Here is a 22,860-nt window from a genome sequence, read left to right on the forward strand (position 1 = left end):
TGGCCACGCTGCCGGTCGCGGCCGCCGTCATGCTCGACCGGTACGACACCGGCCACCTGGCCACGCTGCCGGTCGCGTCCGCCGGATGCTTCCTGCTCGGCCTCGGCTTCGGCGTGCCCGCGCTGCGGCTGCGCGGCCTGTACCTGGCCCTTTCACCCTCTCGTTCGCGGTGTTCCTGCCGCCGCTGCTCAAGCGGCTCGAACCGGTGACGGGCGGCTCCATGGGCCTGACCGTCGACAAGCTGCAACCCCCGGCATGGAGCGGCCTGTGGCCGAGGACCAGTGGATGTACTTCGTCGCCCTCACCGTCGCCGCGGCGGCCCTGCTGCTCGCCCGAAACCTGCTGCGCTCCCGGGCCGGCCGGGCCCTGCTGGCCGTACGGGACAACGAGAGCGCCGCGGAGGTCATGGGCGTACGGCTCACCCGCGCCAGGAAGGGCCCTGTATGAGGGGGAAGCCATGGCTTCCCCCTCATGAGGGTCAGCCGGTGGGGTCGAGGAGGATCTTGCGGACCCCGTCGGAGCGGTTGGCGAACAGTTCGTAGGCCGCGGGGCCCTCGGAGAGGGGGAAGCGGTGGGAGACCACGACCTCCGGCTTCATCCGGCCGGCCTGGGTGAGGGCGATCAGGGTGGGGAGTTCGTAGTGGATCGAGCAGAGCCCGATGGCGAACTCCAGTTCCTTGATCTGCGCCAGTCCCATGTGGAAGGGGAACGCCTTGTTGTGGCTGACCCCGATGACGCTGACCCGGCCGGCCTGCCGGACCGCTTTGAGGGCCAGTTCGATCGTGGCGTCCGAGCCCACGGCCTCCACCACCGCGTCCGGTCCCCGTCCGCCGGTCATCTCCCGTATCGAGGCCTTCGCGTCGTCGTCCTCGACCGGCTCGACCCCGAGGCCGGCCGCGAAGGCGCGGCGCTCCGCGACCAGGTCCGCGCCGAGCACGCGGGCGGCGCCCATCGCGAAGGCGGACTGGGCAGCCATCAGGCCGACCGGGCCGAGGCCGATGACCAGGACGGTCTCGCCGGGCTGGATGCGGGCGCGGCGGCAGCCGTACCAGGCCGTCGGGGCGTTGTCCGTCAGGACGACGGCGGCCTCGTCGGAGATGCCCTCGGGCAGGTGCACCAGGTTGATGTCGGCGTACGGCACGGCGAGTGCCTGGGCCTGGCTGCCGGGGAGCTGGGGGCTCACGCCGTAGCAGAGCTCCGTACTGGACTTGGCGCGCTCGCACCGGGCGGTGAACCCGGCCGCGCACGACCGGCATTGGGTGCAGCCGGCCGAGGCGGGCACCAGGACCCGGTCGCCGGGCTTGAAGCGGGTGACCTGGTCGCCGGTGTCGACGACCACGCCGACACACTCGTGTCCCGGTGTGTAGCCGAGTTCCGGGCTGAACGGGTTGCCCTGGTAGATGTGCAGGTCGCTGCCGCAGATGCCGGCGGTGGTCACCTGGACGACCGCGTCGGTGGGGCTGGTCACCACCGGGTCGGGGACATCGCCGTAGCGGATGTCGTGACGGCCGTGGTAGCTCAGTGCCTTCATCGGATCGCTCCCTCCCTCAGGCCGCTCAGTCCGCGATCTTCAGCACGAGCTTGCCGTGGTTCTCGCCACGGAACAGGCGCATCAGCGTGTCGGGGAAGTCCGCCACTCCACCGGTGACCACGTCCTCCAGGGACGTCAGCCGGCCCTCCTCCCGCCACGTGGCCATCTGTGCGATGCCCTCGGCGTAGCGGTCGGCGTAGTCGAAGACCACCATGCCCGTCATGGTGGCCCGGTTGACCAGCAGCGACAGGTAGTTGGCGGGGCCCTGCGGCTCGGTGCTGTTGTACTGGGAGATCGCGCCGCAGACGATGACGCGGGCGCCGCGCGCCAGCCGCAGCAGCACGGCGTCCAGGACGTCGCCGCCGACGTTGTCGAAGTACACGTGGACCCCGTCGGGGGCGTGCTCGCGCAGCGCCTTGCGGATGTCCTCGCTCCGGTAGTCGATCGCGGCGTCGAACCCGAATTCCTCGACCACCATCCGGCACTTGGCCTCGCCGCCGGCGATGCCGATGACCCGGCAGCCCAGGATCTTGGCGATCTGCCCGACGACGCTGCCGACCGCCCCCGCCGCACCGGAGACGACGACCGTCTGGCCCGGCTCGGGACGCCCGATGTCGATCAGACCGAAGTAGGCCGTCAGGCCCGACATGCCGAGAGCGCCGAGATACGTCGGCAAGGGGGCCGCGGCCGGATCGACCTTGGTGACGCCGAGCCCGTCCGACACGCAGTACTCCTGCACGCCGAAGGACCCCGACACATGATCCCCGACCGCGAACCCGGGGTGCCGTGAGGCGATCACGCGTCCCACCGCGCCGGCGCGCATGACCTCGCCGATCTCCACCGGGCGGATGTAGGACCGGCCCGCGTTCATCCAGCCGCGCATCGCCGGGTCGATCGACAGACAGAGCACCTGCACCAGGAACTCGCTGTCGGCCGGCTCCCCGACCGGTTCCTCCGTGTGCTCCCAGTCGGTGGGCCGCGGCTCTCCCACAGGACGTGCGGCCAGGCGCACCTGGTGGTTGGTCTTGCTCATCTTCGGCGGCTCCTCAGACGGTCGCGTGGGACTGGCGGCGCGTCACGATCGGCAGATCGGCCGTCGTGGACTGAGATGGCTACGTGACATACCAGCCGGTCGGTATGGCCTGTGAGCGTACGGTGCCGAGGCGGGGTAGGCAAGAGACGCCGGTCACGGGAGGCCGGGGCAGTCTCGGGGTGGCTTCGACGTCGCCGAGGCGGCCCGCCGCACCAGTACCGCACCGCGGCGCCGGAGGTGAGGGAGGTCGTCCTCACCTCGATGGTGAAGCGACTGGACCTGGCGGTCCGCAGGGTGATCGTCGACGCCCACGAGGCCGACGCCGCGGGCTCCTCCTCCACCGTCAGGTCGAAGTACTTCACTTCCGGAGAAGCGGCGTGCGCGTGATCACCACGGAGCCCCTGCGGAACTCCGCGCACACGCCGGTCGGCTGGAAGGCCAACGTGAGGACGTCGAGCGGCCTCGTGGGCAGCGGCACGGTCTACGTGATCTGCGCGCGCTGACGCACAGCGAACCATCTGCCTCCGTACTGCGGCTACAGAGCCCACGTCGGGATCCTTGACCCCCGGTCGGCGCTCCACGATGCTGTGTTGCGACACATGGAATGTGTGCCGTAATGAGCAACATCTGATTCAAGTCTCGACCAGTCGAGGAGTGGCCATGACGCACCAGGTCCGTGCTGTCGTCGCGCGGGGCAAGGGCGCCCCCGTCAGCCTGGAGACGATCCTCGTGCCCGACCCGGGTCCGGGTGAGGCGCTGGTGAAGATCGAGGCCTGCGGGGTCTGCCACACCGATCTGCACTATCGCGAGGGCGGCATCAACGACGAGTTCCCGTTCCTGCTGGGCCATGAGGCCGCGGGGGTCGTGGAGTCGGTGGGGGAGGGGGTCACCGATGTCGCGCCCGGGGATTTCGTCATCCTCAACTGGCGCGCGGTGTGCGGGCAGTGCCGGGCGTGTCTGCGCGGGCGGCCCTGGTACTGCTTCAACACCCACAACGCCACGCAGAAGATGACCCTGCTGGACGGCACCGAAGTGTCGCCGGCGCTGGGCATCGGCGCGTTCGCGGAGAAGACGCTGGTGGCGGCCGGGCAGTGCACCAAGGTCGATCCGGCCGCGTCGGCGGCGGCCGCCGGGCTGCTGGGGTGCGGGGTGATGGCGGGCATCGGCGCCGCCATCAACACCGGCAACGTCGGCCGGGGCGACTCGGTCGCAGTCATCGGCTGCGGGGGTGTCGGGGCCGCGGCGATCGCCGGGTCGAAGCTGGCGGGCGCGGCGAAGGTCATCGCCGTGGACATCGACGACCGCAAGCTGGAGACCGCCACCAAGCTGGGCGCCACCCACACCATCAACTCCAAGGACACCGACGCGGTCGAGGCGATCCGCGAGCTGACCGGCGGTTTCGGCGCCGACGTCGTCATCGAGGCGGTCGGCCGCCCGGAGACGTACCGGCAGGCCTTCTACGCTCGCGACCTCGCCGGCACGGTCGTCCTGGTCGGTGTCCCGACCCCGGAGATGAAGCTCGAACTGCCCCTGCTGGACGTCTTCGGCCGCGGCGGCGCCCTGAAGTCCTCCTGGTACGGCGACTGCCTGCCGAGCCGGGACTTCCCGATGCTCATCGACCTGTACCTCCAGGGCCGCCTCGACCTGGACGCCTTCGTCACCGAGACCATCGCGCTGGACGAGGTCGAGAAGGCCTTCGAGCGGATGCACCACGGCGACGTGCTGCGCTCGGTGGTGATCCTCTGATGGCCGCCCGTATCGAACACCTCGTCACCTCGGGAACGTTCTCGCTCGACGGCGGCACCTGGGACGTCGACAACAACGTGTGGATCGTCGGGGACGACCAGGAAGTCGTCGTCATCGACGCCGCGCACGACGCCGAGGCGATCGCCCGGGCCGTCGGCGGGCGCACCCTGCGGGCCATCGTGTGCACGCACGCGCACAACGACCACATCGACGCCGCGCCCGAACTCGCCGCGCGCCTGGGTGCCCCGGTCCTCCTCCACCCGGACGACCTGCCCCTGTGGAAGCAGACCCACCCCGACAGGGCCCCGGACGCCGAACTGACCGACGGCCAGGCCCTCGCGGTGGCGGGTATCGAACTGACCGTGCTGCACACCCCCGGCCACGCCCCCGGCGCGGTCTGCCTGTACGCGCCCGCGCTGGCGGCCCTCTTCAGCGGCGACACGCTCTTCGCCGGTGGGCCGGGAGCCACAGGAAGGTCGTACAGCCATTTCCCGACCATCATCGAGTCCATCCGCGACCGGCTGCTGACGCTGCCCGGCGAGACCGTCGTGCACACCGGCCACGGAGACACGACCACCCTCGCCGCGGAGGCCCCGCACCTCGACGAGTGGATCGACCGCGGCTTCTGACCGCCTGCCCCGACGGCCTTCGTACGGCGCCCGTTCCGCCTGTTTCCGCAGGTGGTTCGGGCGTTTCGGGCTGCCCGGAGAGCGCGCCGCCGACCGGCGTGAACCAGGCCTTTTCATGCCTTGACAACGGTTCGGAGCCGCCCTCAGACTGGCGTTGCGTCAATCGCAATCCGTTTCGCTATACGCACCGAGGTGTCATGATGATTCCCGCGTGCCGTCTCGCGGATCTCCCGCGAGGCGAGGCCCACCGGCTCGACATCGATCCGCCGGTGTCGGTGTTCCACACCGACGACGGCGAACTCTTCGCCATCGACGACACCTGCACCCACCAGGACGCCTCGCTCGCCGACGGCTGGCTGGAGGGACCCGAGGTGGAATGCCCGCTGCATGCCTCGAAGTTCGACCTGAGGACCGGCGCGGCCGACGCCCCGCCGGCCAAGCTTCCGGTCCGGACCCACGAGGTCGTCCTCGAGGACGGCATGATCTACGTCCAGCTGTCCACCGACGCCCCCAACCTGCCGCCCTGCATCGCGGCCCGGCTCGCCGGAGGTCCCGCGTGAGGACCGTCGCCGTGGTCGGCGCCTCCCTGGCCGGCCTGTCGGCGGCGCGCTCCCTGCGCAAACGGGGCTACGACGGACGGCTGGTCGTCATCGGCGACGAGCTCCACCGCCCGTACGACCGGCCCCCGCTCTCCAAGGAGTTCCTGGCCGGCACCCTCGGCGAGGCGGAACTCACCCTGGAGACGGACGACGAGGACCTGGCGGCACAGTGGCTGCTCGGCACCCGTGCCGTCGCCCTCGACGCCACGGACCGCGCCGTCCGGCTCGCCGACGGACAGGAGGTGCACGCCGACGGCTTCGTCCTCGCGACCGGCGCCGCGGCCCGCACGCTCCCCGGCTCCGAGGGCCTGGCCGGAGTCCACACCCTGCGCACCCTGGACGACGCCCGCGCCCTGCGCGACGAACTGGCCCGCGGCGGACGGCTGGTGGTGATCGGCGGCGGCTTCATCGGAGCCGAGGTCGCCTCCACCGCGTACGCCCTCGGGCTCGACGTGACCGTGGTGGAGGCGGCCCCGACACCGCTCGCCGGACCGCTCGGCCAGGCGATGGGCGCCATCGTCTCCGGCCTCCATACGGACCATGGCGTACGGCTGCTCTGCGGCGTGGGTGTCAAGGGGCTCAGCGGCGAGAGCCGGGTCGACGCCGTCCTGCTGGAGGACGGCCGCAGCATCCCCGCCGACATCGTCGTGGCCGGGGTCGGCGCACGCCCCTGCGTCGAGTGGCTGGACGGCTCCGGCATCGCACTCGACAACGGCGTCAAGTGCGGCGCGGACGGCCGGACCAGCCTGGCCGGTGTGGTCGCGGTCGGCGACTGCGCCAACTGGTACGACCCGCGCGCGGGCCTCCATCGCCGCGTCGAGCACTGGACCGGAGCACGCGAACGCCCCGACGCCGCGATCGCCACCCTGCTGGCGGGCGGCGCGGTCGAACCGGGGATGCCCAGGCCGCCGTACTTCTGGTCCGACCAGTACGGCGTGAGGATCCAGTTCGTCGGTCACGCCGCTGGTGCCGACAGTGTGACCGTCGAGGCGGGCGCCGCGGACGACCGCGATGTGCTGGCCGTCTACCGGCGGGCCGGGAACCCGGTCGCCGTGCTCGGGATGAACCAGCCGCGCCTGTTCACCCGCTGGCGCAAGCAGCTCGCCACCGCGGCCTGTTGACACCACCCCTGCGTGAACGACCCCTCCACAACGTCCTCCGAGGAGTCCCCGTGACCTCGACCGGCCTGCCGGACAGCCTGATCGCCACCCTCCCCGGCTCCTCCTACACCGATCCGGGGATCTTCGCCCAGGAGCAGGAGCGCATATTCGAGACCATGTGGTTCTGCGTCGCACGCGCCTGCGAGCTGGAAAAGCCCGGCGCCTTCCGCACCGTCGACGTGGGCCGCGAGAGCATCCTCGTCACGCGGGCGCGGGACCACTCGATCCGGGCGTACTTCAACGTGTGCCGGCACCGCGGAGCCAAGCTGTGCACGGAGGAGTCCGGCGAGGTCAAGCGGGCCTTCCAGTGCCCGTACCACGCCTGGACGTACGGCCTCGACGGCAAGCTCGTCGCGGCGCCCAACCTCACCAAGATGCCCGATGTCGGCCGTACCGAGTACGGCCTGGTGAGCGTGGCCGTGCGCGAATGGCTCGGCTATGTCTGGGTGTGCCTCGCGGAGAACCCGCCCTCCTTCGAGGAGGACGTCATCGGCGAGGTCGTCGCCCGCCTCGGCGACGTCGAGTCGATCGAGCACTACGACATCGACCACCTCTCCGTCGGCAAGCGGATCGTCTACGACGTCAAGGCGAACTGGAAGCTCATCATCGAGAACTTCATGGAGTGCTACCACTGCGCCACCATCCACCCCGAACTCACCGAGGTGCTCCCCGAGTTCGCGGACGGTTACGCGGCCCAGTACTACGTCGGCCACGGCGCCGAGTTCGGCGAGGAGGTCCAGGGTTTCACCGTCGACGGCTCCCAGGGCCTGGACCGCATCCCCGGGGTGGCGGAGGACCAGGACCGCCGCTACTACGCGATCACCGTCCGGCCGCAGGTGTTCATCAACCTCGTGCCCGACCATGTGATCTTCCACCGGATGTATCCGGTGTCCGTGGACCGCACGGTGGTCGAGTGCGACTGGCTGTATCTGCCGCATGTCGTCGAGAGCGGCAAGGACGTGAGCCGGTCCGTGGAGCTCTTCGACCGGGTCAACCGGCAGGACTTCGACGCGTGCGAGCGCACCCAGCCCGGGATGAGTTCCCGGATGTACGCCAAGGGGGGAGTGCTGGTGCCCAGCGAGCATCACATCGGCGCCTTCCACGACTGGGTGAACGAGCGCCTGGGCACCCCGTCAGGGGTGACTCAGCCGAGGTAGCCCATCCGGTGGCTGATCTCCTCGGCGCCCTTGAGCAGCACCGGGGAGAGCTCGTGCAGGCGCTCCTCGGTGAACCGGTAGGAGGGGCCGGAGGCGCTGAGCGCGGCGATGACCTCGCCGTCCCGGTTGCGCACAGGCGCGGCCATGGCGTGCAGACCGATCTCCAGCTCCTCGAGGGTGAAGGCGTAACCCCGCTCCCGCGCGTCGGCGAGGTTCTTCTCCAGCTTCGTCTTCGCGGTGATGGTGTGCGGGGTGAGCTTCTTCATGCCGACGGCGGACAGCAGCGCGGCACGCTCCTTCGGGGGCAGATGCGCCAGCAGGATCTTGCCGCTCGACGTGGCGTGCAGCGGGGTCAGCTGGCCGACCCAGTTGTGCGCGGTGACCGCTCCCGGGCCGCGCACCTGGTACAGGTTGATCGCGTACTGCTCCTGCATCACGGCGATGTTGACGGTCTCGCCGATCTCCTCGGCGAGGCGTTCGCAGACCGGACGGCCCTGCTGGGTGATGTCGATACGGCCCGTGACCGCGCCGGCCAGCCGGACGATGCCGAAGCCGAGCCGGTACTTGCCGCGCTCGCCGGCCTGCTCCACCAGACCGCGCGCCTCCAGGGCGCCGAGCAGCCGGAAGGCGGTCGACTTGTGCACCTCGATCTCGGCCGCCACCTCGCTGACGCCCGCCTCGCCGCGCTGGGCGAGGATCTCCAGGACGCCGATGGCGCGGTCCACGGACTGCACGCCGCCGGCTTGTGAATGGGACGTTTCCGTATCAGGGCTGTAGTTGCTCACAGTGAAACTATACGCGCAGTAAACAACACACCCGCAAGTAACGGCACCGAAACGAGGACGCCTGAAGTTGCGTTGTTCGCAACCTGGTGCGTATAGCGGGACCGGCGCTAGCATGCCTCGCGTATCTACGGCGCGAGCGAGACGAGGCACCATGGCTCCTGTGCAGTACGACTTCGTCATCGTCGGCGGCGGATCGGCCGGCAGTGCACTGGCGAACAGGCTCTCCGCGGACCCCGCCAACCGGGTGCTGGTCCTGGAGGCGGGCCGCTCCGACTACCCGTGGGATGTCTTCATCCATATGCCCGCGGCGCTGACCTACCCGATCGGCAGTCGCTTCTACGACTGGAAGTACGAGTCCGAGCCCGAGCCGCACATGGGCGGCAGGCGCATCTACCACGCCCGCGGCAAGGTACTGGGCGGCTCCAGCAGCATCAACGGCATGATCTTCCAGCGCGGCAACCCCATGGACTACGAGCGCTGGGCTGCCGACCCGGGCATGGAGACCTGGGACTACGCCCACTGTCTGCCGTACTTCCGGCGGATGGAGAACTGTCTCGCGGCCGATCCGGACGACGAGTTCCGTGGCCACGACGGCCCGCTCGTCCTGGAGCGCGGCCCGGCGGCCAACCCGCTGTTCACCGCCTTCCAGAAGGCCACCGAAGAGGCCGGCTACGCCCCCACCGACGACGTCAACGGATACCGCCAGGAAGGATTCGCGAAGTTCGACCGCAACGTCCATCGCGGACGTCGCCTGTCGGCCTCGAAGGCGTACCTCAAGCCCGCGATGAAGCGGCCCAACCTCACCGTCAGAACCCGCGCCCTCGTCACCCGCGTCCTCTTCGAGGGCAAGCGCGCCGTCGGCGTCGAGTACCGGCGCGGCCGCGGCGCCCTCCAGCAGGTCCGCGCCAAGGAAGTCATCCTGTGCGGCGGCGCCATCAACTCCCCGCAGCTGCTCCAGCTCTCCGGCGTCGGCAATGCCGGGGAACTGCGCGCCCTCGGCATCGACGTCGTCCACGACCTCCCCGGCGTCGGCGAGAACATGCAGGACCACCTGGAGGTCTACGTCCAGTACGCCTGCAAGCAACCCGTGTCCATGCAGCCGTACATGGCGAAGTGGCGCGCCCCCTTCATCGGGCTGCAATGGCTCTTCCGCAAGGGCCCGGCCGCCACCAACCACTTCGAGGCCGGCGGCTTCGCGCGCAGCAACGACGAGGTCGACTACCCCAACCTGATGTTCCACTTCCTTCCCGTCGCCGTCCGCTACGACGGCTCCTCGCCCTCCGGAGGCCACGGCTACCAGGTCCACGTGGGCCCCATGTACTCCGACGCCATCGGCTCGGTGAAGATCAAGAGCAAGGACCCGCGCGAGCACCCGGCGCTGCGCTTCAACTACCTCTCCACCGGGCAGGACCGCCGTGAATGGGTCGAGGCGATACGGGTGGCCCGCAGGCTCCTCAACCAGCCCGCGCTCGCTCCCTACAACGGCGGGGAGCTCTCGCCAGGGCCCAGGGTGGAGACGGACGAGGAGATCCTCGCCTGGGTCGCGAAGGAGGGCGAGACCGCCCTGCACCCCTCCTGTACCTGCAAGATGGGCACCGACGAGATGTCCGTCGTCGACCCCACCAGCATGCGGGTGCACGGCCTGGACGGCCTGCGCGTGGTGGACGCCTCCGTGATGCCCTACGTCACCAACGGCAACATCTACGCGCCCGTGATGATGGTCGCCGAGAAGGCCGCCGACCTGATCCTCGGCAAGCAGCCGGAGGCGCCGTCGAAGGCCGCGTACTACCGGCATCGCGATGCCCAGAAGCAGGCGGGGTAGACGTTGGGCACCGCAGGACTCCGGGCGTTGCTGGACAGCGTCCGCTACGAGGTGCTGCCTTCGAAGGCGACCGAGGACAAGGTGCTCGCCCATGTCCCGCGCGACGTCGTCGTCACCGTGACGGCGTCGCCGGTCAAGGGCCTGGAACCGACCCTCGACCTGGCGGGCCGGCTCGCGGCGCACGGCTACCGCGTCGTGCCGCATGTGCCCGCGCGGCTGCTGCGGGACGACGCACACCTGAAGGAGGTCGTCGACCGGCTCGGCGAGGCGGGCGTGGACGATGTCTTCGTCCCGGCCGGTGACGCCGACCCGCCCGCCGGGGAGTACGACGGGGCGCTGCCCGTGCTGCGCAGGCTGAGCGAGCTGGGCAGGCCCTTCGCCCGCGTCGGCGTCACCGGCTACCCCGAGAGCCATCCGCTCCTCCATGACGACCTCACCGTCCAGGCGATGTGGGACAAGCGCGAGCACGCCACGTACCTCGTGAGCAACCTGTGCTTCGACCCGAGGGCGCTGGGGGAGTGGATCGTTCGTATACGGCGCAGGGACGTCACCCTGCCCCTGTACGTGGGCGTCGCCGGGCCCGTACAGCGGGCGAAGCTCCTGGCGATGGCGACGAAGATCGGGGTGGGCGAGTCGACGCGCTTCCTGACCAAGCATGCCTCGTGGTTCGTGCGTTTCGCGGCGCCCGGAGGATACGCCCCCGAGCGGCTGCTGACCCGCGCCGAGCAGGCGCTGACGGCTCCGTCGGCGGGTGTGGCGGGCCTGCACCTGTTCACCTTCAACCAGATCGCCGAGACCGAGCGGTGGCGCCGGGCCCTGCTGGACCGGCTCGGCGGCTGAAGGCACCTGGACCGGAGGGCTCGTGTACGACGAGGGCGGGACCGGAAAGCCGGTCCCGCCCCTTCGCCGGCCGCGGTTCAGCGGAAGACCACCGTGCGGTTGTCGTCCAGCATCACCCGGCTCTCGCTGTGCCACTTCACCGCGTGCGCGAGCACCTGTGCCTCCACGTCCCGGCCCACGGTGACCAGGTCGCCGGGGTCCAGCGAGTGGTCGACCCGGACCACGTCCTGCTCGATGATCTGGCCCTCGTCCAGGTCCGGGGTCACATAGTGCGCCGTGGCTCCCACGAGCTTCACGCCGCGCTCGTAGGCCTGGTCGTACGGGCGGGCGCCCTTGAAGCTCGGGAGGAAGGAGTGGTGGATGTTGATGGCCCGGCCCTCCAACTGCTTGCACAGGTCGTCGGAGAGGACCTGCATGTAGCGGGCCAGCACCACCAGGTCGATGTCGAGATCGTGCACCAGCTCCAGCAGCCGTGCCTCGGCCTCGGGCTTGGTGTCCTTGGTGACCGGGATGTGGTGGAAGGGGATGCCGTAGGTCTCGGCGAGTTGCTCGAAGTCCCGGTGGTTGGAGACGATCGCGGGGATCTCGATGTTGAGGGCGCCGGTGCGCCGACGGAAGAGCAGGTCGTTCAGGCAGTGGCCGAACCTGGACACCATGATCAGGGTCCGGGTCGGGGTCGAGGCGTCCCGCAGCGTCCAGGAGATCCCGTAGGCCTGGGCGACGGGGCCGAACCGGTCACGCAGATGTTCCAGACCCGCGCTCGGATCGGAAACATCGAAGTGGACCCTCATGAAGAAACGGCCCTGGAGCCGGTCGTCGAACTGCTGACTCTCCAGGATGTTGCCCGAGTTCCTGACGAGGTAGCCGCTCACGGCGTGGACCAGTCCGGCGCTGTCGGGACAGGAGAGGGTGAGGACGTACTCGCGGCCGGGATGCGATCGAGGGAACTTGGGGGACACGTCGGCCTCCGTCGGTGCGTATTACACAACATGGTGAGCGATACGCAACATGGTCTGCCCGGTGTCGCCCGCGGTCAAGGGCGGCACGGCAACTGAACCCCTGGCCAAATCGTCATCGGCGAACCCCTTGACGTCTGTCCGGACATTCGCCAGGGTGTTCCACCACAAGCAATAGGGTGCACGATGCGCAACGCACTTCGGTGGAAAGGCTCGGCGCGTGGCAGACCTGTATGTGGATGGCGAATGGCGGGAGCCGGTGGCCGGCGGGCACCGGGAGATCCGATGTCCCGCTGACGGCACGCTCGCGGCGACCGTGTCGGAGGGGTCCCGCCCCGACGCCGAGGCGGCGATCACCGCGGCGCGCCGCGCCTTCGACGAGGGCCCCTGGCCCGGCACCCCCGAACGCGAGCGCGGCGCCCTGCTGCTGCGCACCGCCGACCTGATCGAGCGCGACGCCAAGGACTTCGCCCGCGCCGAATCGCTGGACACCGGCAAACGGCTGGTGGAGAGCGAGTACGACATCGCCGATGTCGTCTCCTGCTTCCGCTACTACGGCGGGCTCGGCGGCACCGACGCCGGCCGGGTCATCGACACCGGACGCGACGACGCCGTAAGCCGCGTGGTGTACGAGCCGGTTGGTGTGTGCGGGCTGATCACCCCCTGGAACTACCCGCTGCTGCAGGCGAGCTGGAAGGTCGCCCCGGCGCTGCTCGCGGGCAACACGATCGTCCTCAAGCCCAGCGAGCTCACCCCCTCCACCTCCATCCTGCTGATGAGAGCGCTGGAGGAGGCAGGGCTCCCGGCCGGCGCCGCCAACCTCGTCCTGGGCGCCGGCCCCCAGGTGGGCGCACCGCTCTCCGAGCACCCGGCCGTGGACATGGTCTCCTTCACCGGAGGCCTGGAGACCGGCAAGCGGATCATGGCCACCGCCGCCGCGACCGTGAAGAAGGTCGCCCTTGAGCTCGGCGGCAAGAACCCCAACGTCGTCTTCGCCGACGCCGACTTCGAGACGGCCGTGGACTTCGCCCTCACGGCCGTCTTCCTGCACTCGGGCCAGGTCTGCTCGGCCGGGGCCCGGCTGATCGTCGAGGACTGCCTGCACGACCGCTTCGTCGACGAGGTCGTCCGCCGGGCCCGGCAGATCCGCCTCGGCGGCCCCTTCGACGCCGAGGCCGACACCGGAGCGCTGATCTCCGCACAGCACCTGGAGAAGGTCGAGGCGTACGTCGCGGCAGGGCTCGCCGAGGGCGCCGTACTGCGCTGCGGCGGTGCGCGGCCCGACGACCCCGCCCTTGCCAACGGCCACTACTACCCGCCCACCGTGCTCGACGCATGCAGGCAGGACATGCGGGTGGTGCACGAGGAGTCGTTCGGGCCCGTGCTCACCGTGGAGCGTTTCACCGACGAGGACGACGCCGTACGCATCGCCAACGACACCGAGTACGGACTCGCCGGGGCGGTCTGGACGCGGGACGCAGGGAAGGGGCAGCGGGTCGCGCGGCGACTGCGTCACGGCACCGTGTGGATCAACGACTACCACCCCTATGTGCCGCAAGCGGAATGGGGTGGCTTCGGGCACTCGGGCGTGGGCCGGGAGCTGGGACCGACCGGCCTGGGCGAGTACCGAGAGCCCAAACACATCTGGCAGAACATCCAACCCCGGCCGCAGCACTGGTTCCGCGGCTGAACGCCGAAGAGAGGTCGAACGTGACCACACAGACCGAGGTGCCGCAGCGGCGCGGCACGTCCCAGGACACGGGCTCCACCCCGGTCATATCCGTGCGCAGGCTGTGGAAGGTGTTCGGGCCGAAGGCCGGCCAGGTGCCGGACTCCGAGGAGTTGTGCGGGCTCACCCGCCGTGAGCTCATGGACCGCACCGGATGCACCGCCGCCGTCCGCGACGTCCACTTCGACGTGTCGCCCGGCGAGGTCTTCGTCGTCATGGGCCTGTCCGGCTCGGGCAAGTCCACGCTCGTGCGCTGTCTGACCCGGCTGATCGAACCCACCGCCGGTGAGATCGTCTTCGAGGGCGAGGACATCCGGCAGGCGGACGACAAACGGCTGCGCGAGCTGCGGCGCCGCAAGTTCTCCATGGTCTTCCAGCACTTCGGTCTGCTGCCCCACCGCCGCGCCGTCGACAACGTGGCGTTCGGCCTGGAGATCCGGGGCATGGGCAGGGCCGAACGCAACAGGCGCGCCCAGGAGGTCGTCGAACTCGTCGGGCTCGCGGGCTACGAGAACTCCTACCCCGACCAGCTCTCCGGCGGCATGCAGCAACGCGTGGGCCTCGCCCGGGCGTTGGCCGGCGACCCCGACGTGCTCTTCTTCGACGAGCCGTTCTCGGCCCTCGACCCGCTGATCCGCCGGGACATGCAGAACGAGGTCATCCGCCTGCACCACGAGGTCGGCAAGACGATGGTGTTCATCACCCACGACCTCTCCGAGGCCCTCAAACTCGGCGACCGCATCCTCATCATGCGCGACGGCAAGATGGTCCAGTGCGGCACCGGCGACGAACTGGTGGGCGCCCCGGCGGACGACTACGTGCGCGAGTTCGTCAAGGACGTGCCGCGCGGTGATGTGCTCACCCTGCGCTGGATCATGCGCCCGCCGGCGGACGGCGACGCCCTCGACGGACCCGAACTGGGCCCCGACGTCGTGGTGAAGGAAGCCACCCGGGCGGTGCTCGCGGCGGACAAGCCCGTGAAGGTCGTCGAGGACGGCAAGCTGCTCGGCATCGTCGGCGACGAGGAGATCCTCGCGGTGGTCGCCGGGCGGGAAGGCGACATGTGATGACCGTCGCCATCGAGAAACCCGAGAAGACACAGGCAGCCGAACCGGCTGCGCCCGTCGAAGAGCCACGCAAGGTCAGCCGGTCCATGGTGGTCGGCGCCATCCTGGCCGTCTGGCTGCTGCTGTTCGCCCTCCTGCGCGGCAAGCAGACGCTGGCCCTCGGGGCGGCCGATCTGACCGACCTGCACCGGTGGTTCAACGACGTCAACGACTCGATCGGCGCGAACCGCAACTCCAACCCGCTGTTCCTGTACTTCTTCAACGAGATCCGCCTGGTCATCGACTCCCTGGTGACGTTCGTCCAGGAGCTGATCTCGCAGCCGTCCGCCGACCGGCCCCTCCCGCGGATCGGCTGGCTCGGTGTCGTCGGTGTCACCGGCTATGTCTCCTGGGCCGTGGGCAACTGGCGGGTCGCGCTGCTGGCGGTGGCCGGCTTCACCTTCCTGGGCCTGCAAGGCCTGTGGCAGGAGAGTATGGACACCCTGGCGCTCACCCTGTCCGCCGTCTTCGTGGCGCTGCTGTTCGCCATCCCGCTGGGTGTATGGGCGGGGCTGTCCGACCGGTTCAACCGGATCATGACGCCCTTCCTGGACTTCATGCAGACCATGCCGACCTTCGTCTATCTGGCCCCGCTGACCCTGTTCTTCCTGATCGGCCCGGCCTCCGCCACCATCGCCACGCTGATCTACGCCGCTCCGCCCGCGATCCGCATCACCGCCCACGCCATCCGCTCCGTACCGAAGACGACGGTCGAGGCGGCCGACTCGCTGGGTGCCACGCGACGGCAGTCCCTCATGAAGGTGCTGCTGCCGATGTCGCAGCGGACCGTGGTGATGGGCGTCAACCAGACCATCATGGCCGCCCTCGCCATGGTGACCATCGCCGCCCTGATCGACGCCCCCGGCCTCGGCAAGACCGTCGTCCAGGCACTCCAGTCGCTCGACGTCGGCACGGCCTTCAACGCCGGTCTGGCCATCGTCGTCATGGCCATCGTGCTGGACCGCGTCACCACCGCGGCGAGCGGACGCGAGGAGGCGGCCCGGCACTCCAAGAACCGCTTCCTGACCTGGCGACGCCCGCTGCTGGCGGTGGGCGCGGCGGCCATGGCGGTCCTCGTCTATCTGTCGCACACCTATGTATGGGCGGCGGAGTTCCCCGGCGAGGGTGACACCGGCAGCGCCATGTCGAGCGGCGCGGACAACGTGACCACCTGGGCGCAGGACAACCTGTCGGGGCTCACCAACGCGGTGCGCGACGCCCTCACCAACGGACTGCTCAACCCGTTCCAGACCCTGCTCACCGACTCCTCGTGGTGGTTGGTCGGCGCGGCGCTGATCGCGCTCGGCACCGTCCTCGGAGGCCGGCGCTCCGGCATCACGACGGCCGTGTGCGTGGCCCTGCTGGTCGGCACCGGCCTGTGGTCGGACAGCATGACGACGCTGGCCTCGACCGTCGTCGCCACGGTGCTCGTGATGCTGCTCGGCGTCGTCTTCGGCGTGTGGATGGGACGCAGCGCGCTCGTCGACCGGCTGCTGCGGCCCACCCTGGACGCGGCCCAGGTCATGCCGCCGTTCGTCTATCTCGTGCCGTTCCTCGCGCTGTTCGGCGCGACCCGCTTCACGGCGATCGTCGCCGCCGTCGTCTACGCGGCCCCCGTCGCCATGAAGATCATCGCGGACGGGGTGCGGAACGTGCCCGCGACCACCGTGGAGGCGGCCACCTCCGCCGGGTGCAACACCTGGCAGATCATCACCAAGGTCCAGCTGCCGATGGCACGCAGCGCCCTGACCCTCGCGACCAACCAGGGCCTGATCTACGTGCTGTCGATGGTTGTGGTGGGCGGCCTGGTAGGCGCGGGCGCCCTCGGCTACGACGTCGTGGCCGGCTTCTCGCAGGGACAGCTGTACGGGAAGGGGCTCGCCGCAGGGCTCGCCATCGTCCTTCTCGGAGTCATGTTCGACCGGATCACTCAGGCAGCGGCTCGCCGCGCCGGCGTATAAGGAGCACCACACGATGGCAAGACACTGGCGGGCCGGCGCGGCCGGCATAGCGGTCCTCGGCCTCACCCTGACCGCCTGCGGCGGCGCGAAGGTCGGTGACGACAGCTCGGCCGGATCGGGCAGCTCGGGCGAGTGCGGCACCTTCAACCTCGCGGTCAACCCGTGGGTGGGTTACGAGGCCAACGCGGCGGTCGTCGCCTACGTCGCCGAGAACGACCTCGGCTGCAAGGTCAACCAGAAGGACCTGAAGGAAGAGATCGCCTGGCAGGGCTTCGGGACGGGCGAGGTCGACGCCGTCATCGAGAACTGGGGCCACGACGATCTCAAGAAGAAGTACATCACCGACCAGAAGACCGCTGTCGCCGCCGGCCCGACCGGCAACGAAGGCCTCATCGGCTGGTATGTGCCGCCGTGGCTGGCCAAGGCGCACCCCGACATCCTCGACTGGAACAACCTCAACAAGTACGCCGCCGAGTTCAAGACCTCGGAGTCCGGCGGCAAGGGCCAGCTCCTCGACGGCGACCCCTCGTTCGTCACCAACGACGAGGCCCTGGTGAAGAACCTGAAGCTGGACTACAAGGTCGTGTACGCGGGCAGCGAGACCGCCCTCATCCAGGCCTTCCGCAAGGCGGAGAAGAACAAGGAGTGGGTGATCGGCTACTTCTACGAGCCGCAGTGGTTCATGTCCGAGGTGCCGCTGGAGAAGGTCAAGCTGCCCCAGTACAAGACGGGGTGCGACACCGACGCCGAGAAGATCGCCTGCGACTACCCGGTGTACAAGCTGGACAAGATCGTCAGCGCGAAGTTCGCCAAGTCGGGCAGCCCCGCCTATGACCTGGTGAAGAACTTCAGCTGGACGAACGACGACCAGAACACCGTGGCGAAGTACATCGCGGTGGACAAGATGACGCCCGAGGCGGCGGCGAAGAAGTGGGTCGAGGCGAACCGCGACAAGGTGGACGCCTGGATCGAGTAAGCCCTTCACGGATGCCCGGTGGGCGGTGCGCGCGGGATGCGCACCGCCCACCGGGCATTGCCGTGTCCTGGCCCGTTTCCCGAGGTCGCGGACCCCTTGACACCCACTTGCGCGGCAGGCACATTGAGTTGCGCAACCTGAATCACGTTGCGTAGAAAGCAACTGAACCGGAGGTGCGGCGATGGCGGGACCCCGAGTGGTCATCATCGGAGCGGGAGTCGTGGGCGCGGCCCTCGCGGACGAGATCTCCGCGCGCGGCTGGACCGAAGTGACCGTGGTCGACCAGGGTCCGCTTCCCGCCACCGGGGGCTCGTCGTCACACGCCCCCGGCCTGGTCTTCCAGACCAACTCCTCCAAGACCATGGCCGAGTTGGCCCGCTACACCGTCGAGAAGTTCAGCTCCCTGGACGTCGACGGCAAGCCCTGCTTCCTCCAGGTCGGCGGCCTGGAGGTGGCGACCACCCCCGAGCGCCTGGCGGAGCTGCACCGCCGCCACGGCTGGATCACGGCCTGGGGCATCGAGGGCCGGCTGCTGACGCCCGACGAGTGCGTCGAGCAGCACCCCCTCGTGAACCGCGACAGGGTCCTCGGCGGCCTCCTGGTCCCGACCGACGGCCTCGCCAAGGCCGTCCTCGCCGTCGAGGCGCAGATCCGCCGGGCCACCGAGCGCGGCGTCCGCTTCCTGCCCCGCCACGAGGTCCTCGACGTACTCCAGGCCGAGGGCGAGGTGACCGGCGTCCGCACCGACCAGGGCGATCTGGAAGCCGACATCGTCGTGTGCTGCGCCGGCATCTGGGGCCCGAGGATCGCCCGCATGGCCGGCATGAACCTCCCGCTGACCCCGCTCGCCCACCAACTCGCCTGGACAGGACCGGTCCCCGCCCTCGCCGGCCAGACCGAGGAGGCGGTCCGCCCGATCCTGCGCCACCAGGACGCCGACCTCTACTACCGCGACCGCTTCGACGGCATCGGCATCGGCTACTACGGCCACCGCCCGATGCCGATCTCGGCCGACGACATCCTCTCCGTGGACGAGGCCGACCAGATGCCCTCGGTCCTGAAGTTCACCGAGGATGACTTCGAGGACGCCTGGACCGAGACCCAGTCCCTCCTCCCCGCGACGAAGGAAGCGAAGGTCGAGGAGGGCATCAACGGCCTGTTCTCCTTCACCACCGACAACTTCCCGCTCCTCGGCGAGTCCCCGGACGTCCAGGGCTTCTGGGTCGCCGAGGCCGTGTGGGTCACCCACTCCGCGGGCGTCGGCCGGGCGATGGCCGAATGGCTCGTCGACGGCCACTGCTCGTCCTTCGACCTGCACGAATGCGACGTCAACCGCTTCGAGCCGCACCAACTGGCCCCGGAGTACGTCCTGGCCCGCGACTGCCGGAACTTCGTCGAGGTCTACGACATCCTCCACCCCCTCCAGCCCTCCGGCGACCCGCGCCCGATCCGCACCAGCCCCTTCCACGCCCGCCAGCAGGAGCTGGGCGCCTTCTTCCTGGAGGCGGGCGGCTGGGAGCGCCCGCAGTGGTACGAGGCCAACGCGTCCCTGGTCGAGGGCCGCTCCATCCCCACCCCGGGCGACTGGGCCGCGCGGTACTGGTCGCCCATCGTCGGCGCCGAGGCGCAGGCCACCCGCGAGACCGTCGCGATGTACGACATGACGGCCCTCAAGCGCCTGGAAGTCACCGGCCCCGGAGCCGCCGCCTTCCTGGAGCGCCTGTGCACCGGCAAGGTCGCCAAGTCCGTCGGCTCGGTCACCTACACCCTGCTCCTCGACCACGACGGCGGCATCCGCAGCGACATCACCGTCGCCCGCCTGGCCCGCGACCGGTTCCAGGTCGGCGCCAACGGCAACCTCGACCTCGACTGGTTCACCCGCCACCTCCCCGCCGACGGCACGGTCCAGGTCCGCGACATCACCCCCGGCACCTGCTGCGTCGGCCTGTGGGGCCCGCTCGCCCGCAAGGTCCTCCAGCCCCTGACCGACGAGGACTTCACCAACGACGGCCTGAAGTACTTCCGCGCCAAGCGCGCCTACATCGGCAGCGTCCCGGTCACCGCGATGCGCCTGTCGTACGTCGGCGAACTCGGCTGGGAGCTCTACACCACCGCCGACCAGGGCCTGAAACTCTGGGACACCCTGTGGCAGGCGGCGCAGCCCCTCGGCGGCGTCATCGCCGGCCGCGGCGCCTTCAACAGCCTCCGCCTGGAGAAGGGTTACCGCTCCTTCGGCACCGACATGACCTATGAGCACGACCCCTACGAGGCCGGCGTCGGCTTCGCCGTCAAGCTCGACAAGGACGACTTCATCGGCAAGGCCGCGCTGGAGCGCCGTAAGACCGACGTACGGCGGAAGCTGACCTGCCTCACCATCGACGACCCGCGGTCGGTCGTCCTGGGCAAGGAGCCGGTGTACGACGGCGAACGCGCCGTCGGCCACGTCACCAGCGCCGCCTACGGCTACACGATCGACAAGGGCATCGCCTACGCCTGGCTCCCCACCGAGCTGACCGCCCCCGGCACCACCGTCCACATCGGCTACTTCGACCAGCGCATCCCGGCGGTCGTCGCCGAGGAACCCCTGTTCGACCCCACCATGTCCCGCCTCCGTGGCTGACCGAGGAAAGCCGATGACCGCGCAGACACTCGACGGCAAGGCGACCGCCGCCGCCATCCGCCGCGAACTCACCGAACGCGTGGCCAAGTTGACCGCCACCACCGGCCGCTCGCCCGGACTCGGCACGGTCCTGGTCGGCGACGACCCCGGCAGCCACGCCTACGTCGGCGGAAAGCACCGCGACTGTGCCCAGGTCGGCATCGCCTCCATCCGCCGGGACCTGCCCGCCGACGCCTCGCAGCAACAGGTCGAGGAGACGATCGACGAGCTCAACGCCGACCCGCACTGCACCGGATACATCGTCCAACTCCCCCTCCCGCGCCGGCTGGACGCCAACGCCGTACTGGAACGCATGGACCCGGCGAAGGACGCCGACGGCCTGCACCCCGTCAACCTCGGCAGACTGGCGCTCGGCGTCGAGGCACCGCTGCCGTGCACCCCGCGCGGCATCGTCGAACTGCTCCGCCGGTACGAGGTACCCCTCGCGGGCGCGCGCGTCTGCGTGATCGGCCGGGGCATCACGGTCGGCCGTCCCCTGGGCCTCCTCCTCACCCGCCGCTCCGAGAACGCCACCGTGACCCTGTGCCACACCGGCACCAAGGGCCTGGCCTGGCACGTACGCGAGGCGGACATCGTCATCGCGGCCGCCGGCTCGCCCGGCCTGATCACCAAGGACATGCTGCGGCCCGGCGCGGCGGTCCTGGACGTCGGCATCACCCGCACCGACGACGGCCTGTCCGGCGACGTGCACCCGCGGGCCGCCGAGGTCGCCGGATGGCTCGCGCCCATGCCCGGGGGAGTGGGCCCCATGACCCGGGCGATGCTGCTCGCCAACGTCGTCGAGGCCGCCGAGAGGAACGCCAACACCGTATGAACGCGCTGAACATCCCCCTGGCTGGAGACATCCGATGAGCCCCCGCACCCCCGGCGCCGAGCTCCCCGAGCACCCCGACTGGCTGTGGCGTACGCCCGAGCCGAAGCGGTCGTACGACGTCGTCATCGTGGGCGGCGGGGGTCATGGCCTGGCCACCGCCCACTACCTGGCGAAGAACCACGGCATCACCAATGTGGCCGTACTGGAGAAGGGCTGGCTCGCGGGCGGCAACATGGCCCGCAACACCACGATCATCCGCTCCAACTACCTGTGGGACGAGAGCGCCGGCATCTACGAGCACGCGCTCAAGCTGTGGGAGGGACTGGCGGAGGAGCTGGACTACCCGATCCTGTTCTCCCAGCGAGGCGTGCTGAACCTGGCCCACAGCCTCCAGGACGTCCGTGACAGCGTGCGCCGAGTGGAGGCCAACCGCCTCAACGGCGTGGACGCGGAGTGGCTCGACGCGGACGGCGTCAAGGACGTCTGTCCGATCGTCAACATCTCGCAGGACGTGCGCTATCCGGTCCTGGGCGCCACCTACCAGCCGCGCGCGGGCATCGCCAAACACGACCACGTGGCCTGGGGCCTGGCCCGCTCGGCGGACGCGGCCGGCATCGACATCATCCAGAACTGCGAGGTCACGGGCCTGGACGTGGTCGGTGGCCGGGTGGTCGGCGTCCGCACGAACCTCGGCCCCATAGCGGCGGGCAAGGTGGCCCTGTGCTCGGCGGGCCACACCTCGGTCCTCGCCGCGATGGCGGGCATCGAACTCCCGCTCCAGAGCCACCCGTTGCAGGCGCTCGTGTCCGAACTGCTGGAGCCGGTGCACCCGACGGTCGTCATGTCCAACGCGGTCCATGTGTACGTCAGTCAGGCACACAAGGGCGAGCTGGTGATGGGCGCGGGCATCGACGCGTACAACTCCTACACCCAGCGCGGCGCCTTCCACATCATCGAGGAACAGATGGCGGCGGCCCTGGAACTGTTCCCGGTCTTCGCCCGCGCCCACGTCCTGCGCACCTGGGGCGGCATCGTGGACGTCAGCCCCGACGCCTCACCCATCATCGGCCTCACACCGGTGGACAACCTCTACCTCAACTGCGGCTGGGGAACGGGCGGTTTCAAGGCCACGCCGGGCGTCGGCTGGGTCTACGCCCACACGATCGCCCACGACGAGCCCCACCTGCTGAACGCCCCCTTCTCGCTCGACCGTTTCACCACCGGCGCGCTCGTCGACGAGCACGGCGCGGCCGCGGTGGCCCACTAGGGGGTGTTTTGAAAGTCCCGCACAGCACCCACGGCGCCCGGCACGCACCCTCGCCGCACCGGCCAAAGA

At 69.9% G+C, this 22,860-nt stretch carries 20 protein-coding genes and 1 pseudogene; 17 read left to right on the top strand and 4 right to left on the bottom strand.

Annotation, left to right across the window (positions count from 1 at the left end; translation table 11 throughout):
• Together RMT89_RS36415 and RMT89_RS36420 are read left to right on the top strand one after the other, a co-directional pair.
• Positions 1-209 (top strand): annotated as a pseudogene (locus RMT89_RS36415) (hypothetical protein); the annotation flags it as partial.
• Positions 210-255: 46 nt separating this feature from the next.
• Positions 256-447, top strand: a complete 192-nt coding sequence (locus RMT89_RS36420) for an ABC transporter permease subunit (protein ID WP_315888044.1) — start codon at positions 256-258, stop codon at positions 445-447.
• Between the two features lie 31 nt (positions 448-478).
• Here the strand turns inward: RMT89_RS36420 and RMT89_RS36425 are convergent, their stop codons facing one another.
• Positions 479-1,531, bottom strand: coding sequence for an alcohol dehydrogenase catalytic domain-containing protein (locus RMT89_RS36425; RefSeq protein WP_315888045.1), 1,053 nt, complete (start codon positions 1,529-1,531; stop codon positions 479-481).
• Positions 1,532-1,556: 25 nt separating this feature from the next.
• Positions 1,557-2,564 (bottom strand): NADP-dependent oxidoreductase, encoded by a 1,008-nt coding sequence (locus RMT89_RS36430; protein ID WP_315888046.1) that lies wholly within the window; start codon positions 2,562-2,564, stop codon positions 1,557-1,559.
• Positions 2,565-2,825: 261 nt separating this feature from the next.
• On the opposite strand from RMT89_RS36430, the gene RMT89_RS36435 reads away from it, so the two are divergent.
• From RMT89_RS36435 to RMT89_RS36460, 6 genes are all read left to right on the top strand, one after another.
• A complete protein-coding gene (locus RMT89_RS36435) occupies positions 2,826-2,951 on the top strand; it encodes a hypothetical protein (protein WP_315888047.1) in 126 nt (41 codons plus the stop codon).
• Between the two features lie 273 nt (positions 2,952-3,224).
• Positions 3,225-4,310, top strand: coding sequence for an S-(hydroxymethyl)mycothiol dehydrogenase (locus RMT89_RS36440; protein ID WP_315888048.1), 1,086 nt, complete (start codon positions 3,225-3,227; stop codon positions 4,308-4,310).
• A complete protein-coding gene (locus RMT89_RS36445) occupies positions 4,310-4,939 on the top strand; it encodes an MBL fold metallo-hydrolase (RefSeq protein WP_315888049.1) in 630 nt (209 codons plus the stop codon). Before RMT89_RS36440 ends, RMT89_RS36445 begins: the two co-directional genes overlap by 1 nt.
• A 197-nt stretch (positions 4,940-5,136) precedes the next feature.
• Positions 5,137-5,499 (top strand): bifunctional 3-phenylpropionate/cinnamic acid dioxygenase ferredoxin subunit, encoded by a 363-nt coding sequence (locus RMT89_RS36450; RefSeq protein WP_315888050.1) that lies wholly within the window; start codon positions 5,137-5,139, stop codon positions 5,497-5,499.
• Positions 5,496-6,659 carry an FAD-dependent oxidoreductase gene (locus tag RMT89_RS36455; RefSeq protein ID WP_315888051.1) on the top strand — a complete coding sequence of 388 codons (1,164 nt, stop codon included), beginning with the start codon at positions 5,496-5,498 and terminating at the stop codon, positions 6,657-6,659. The genes RMT89_RS36450 and RMT89_RS36455 overlap by 4 nt, the downstream gene beginning before the upstream one ends.
• A gap of 50 nt (positions 6,660-6,709) precedes the next feature.
• Complete coding sequence (locus tag RMT89_RS36460; RefSeq protein WP_315888052.1) at positions 6,710-7,855, top strand: aromatic ring-hydroxylating dioxygenase subunit alpha; 1,146 nt, start codon at positions 6,710-6,712, stop codon at positions 7,853-7,855.
• Here RMT89_RS36460 and RMT89_RS36465 read toward each other — a convergent pair.
• Positions 7,843-8,589 carry an IclR family transcriptional regulator gene (locus tag RMT89_RS36465; protein ID WP_315888053.1) on the bottom strand — a complete coding sequence of 249 codons (747 nt, stop codon included), beginning with the start codon at positions 8,587-8,589 and terminating at the stop codon, positions 7,843-7,845. The genes RMT89_RS36460 and RMT89_RS36465 overlap by 13 nt on opposite strands.
• A gap of 202 nt (positions 8,590-8,791) precedes the next feature.
• Here RMT89_RS36465 and betA point away from each other — a divergent pair, with 202 nt between their 5' ends.
• Both betA and RMT89_RS36475 read left to right on the top strand, forming a co-directional pair.
• Positions 8,792-10,462, top strand: a complete 1,671-nt coding sequence (betA, locus tag RMT89_RS36470) for a choline dehydrogenase (RefSeq protein WP_315888054.1) — start codon at positions 8,792-8,794, stop codon at positions 10,460-10,462.
• 3 nt (positions 10,463-10,465) lie between these two features.
• Positions 10,466-11,302 carry a 5,10-methylenetetrahydrofolate reductase gene (locus tag RMT89_RS36475; RefSeq protein WP_315888055.1) on the top strand — a complete coding sequence of 279 codons (837 nt, stop codon included), beginning with the start codon at positions 10,466-10,468 and terminating at the stop codon, positions 11,300-11,302.
• 77 nt (positions 11,303-11,379) lie between these two features.
• Here RMT89_RS36475 and purU read toward each other — a convergent pair whose 3' ends face one another.
• Entirely contained in the window at positions 11,380-12,261 is an 882-nt protein-coding gene (gene purU, locus RMT89_RS36480) for a formyltetrahydrofolate deformylase (RefSeq protein WP_315888056.1), read from the bottom strand.
• Between the two features lie 217 nt (positions 12,262-12,478).
• Between purU and RMT89_RS36485 the strand changes: the two genes are divergently transcribed.
• The 7 genes from RMT89_RS36485 to RMT89_RS36515 all read left to right on the top strand — a co-directional run bounded on the left by RMT89_RS36485 (position 12,479) and on the right by RMT89_RS36515 (position 22,791).
• On the top strand, positions 12,479-13,948 hold the full coding sequence (locus RMT89_RS36485) for an aldehyde dehydrogenase family protein (RefSeq protein ID WP_315888057.1): 1,470 nt from the start codon (positions 12,479-12,481) through the stop codon (positions 13,946-13,948).
• 20 nt (positions 13,949-13,968) lie between these two features.
• Positions 13,969-15,054, top strand: coding sequence for a glycine betaine/L-proline ABC transporter ATP-binding protein (locus RMT89_RS36490; protein WP_315888058.1), 1,086 nt, complete (start codon positions 13,969-13,971; stop codon positions 15,052-15,054).
• Positions 15,054-17,054, top strand: a complete 2,001-nt coding sequence (locus RMT89_RS36495) for an ABC transporter permease subunit (protein WP_315888059.1) — start codon at positions 15,054-15,056, stop codon at positions 17,052-17,054. Before RMT89_RS36490 ends, RMT89_RS36495 begins: the two co-directional genes overlap by 1 nt.
• Before the next feature lie 13 nt (positions 17,055-17,067).
• A complete protein-coding gene (locus tag RMT89_RS36500; RefSeq protein ID WP_315888060.1) occupies positions 17,068-18,030 on the top strand; it encodes an ABC transporter substrate-binding protein in 963 nt (320 codons plus the stop codon).
• A 181-nt stretch (positions 18,031-18,211) separates the two neighbouring features.
• The gene (locus RMT89_RS36505) at positions 18,212-20,650 is read left to right on the top strand and encodes an FAD-dependent oxidoreductase (RefSeq protein WP_315888061.1); all 2,439 of its coding nucleotides are present in this window, start codon (positions 18,212-18,214) and stop codon (positions 20,648-20,650) included.
• A 13-nt stretch (positions 20,651-20,663) separates the two neighbouring features.
• Positions 20,664-21,524, top strand: coding sequence for a bifunctional methylenetetrahydrofolate dehydrogenase/methenyltetrahydrofolate cyclohydrolase (locus tag RMT89_RS36510; RefSeq protein WP_315888062.1), 861 nt, complete (start codon positions 20,664-20,666; stop codon positions 21,522-21,524).
• Positions 21,525-21,558: 34 nt separating this feature from the next.
• Positions 21,559-22,791: a sarcosine oxidase subunit beta family protein gene (locus tag RMT89_RS36515; protein WP_315888063.1), complete on the top strand. Its 1,233-nt coding sequence runs from the start codon at positions 21,559-21,561 to the stop codon at positions 22,789-22,791.
• The last annotated feature ends 69 nt before the right edge of the window (positions 22,792-22,860 follow it).

Source organism: Streptomyces sp. P17, from assembly GCF_032436805.1.
Lineage (GTDB): Bacteria > Actinomycetota > Actinomycetes > Streptomycetales > Streptomycetaceae > Streptomyces.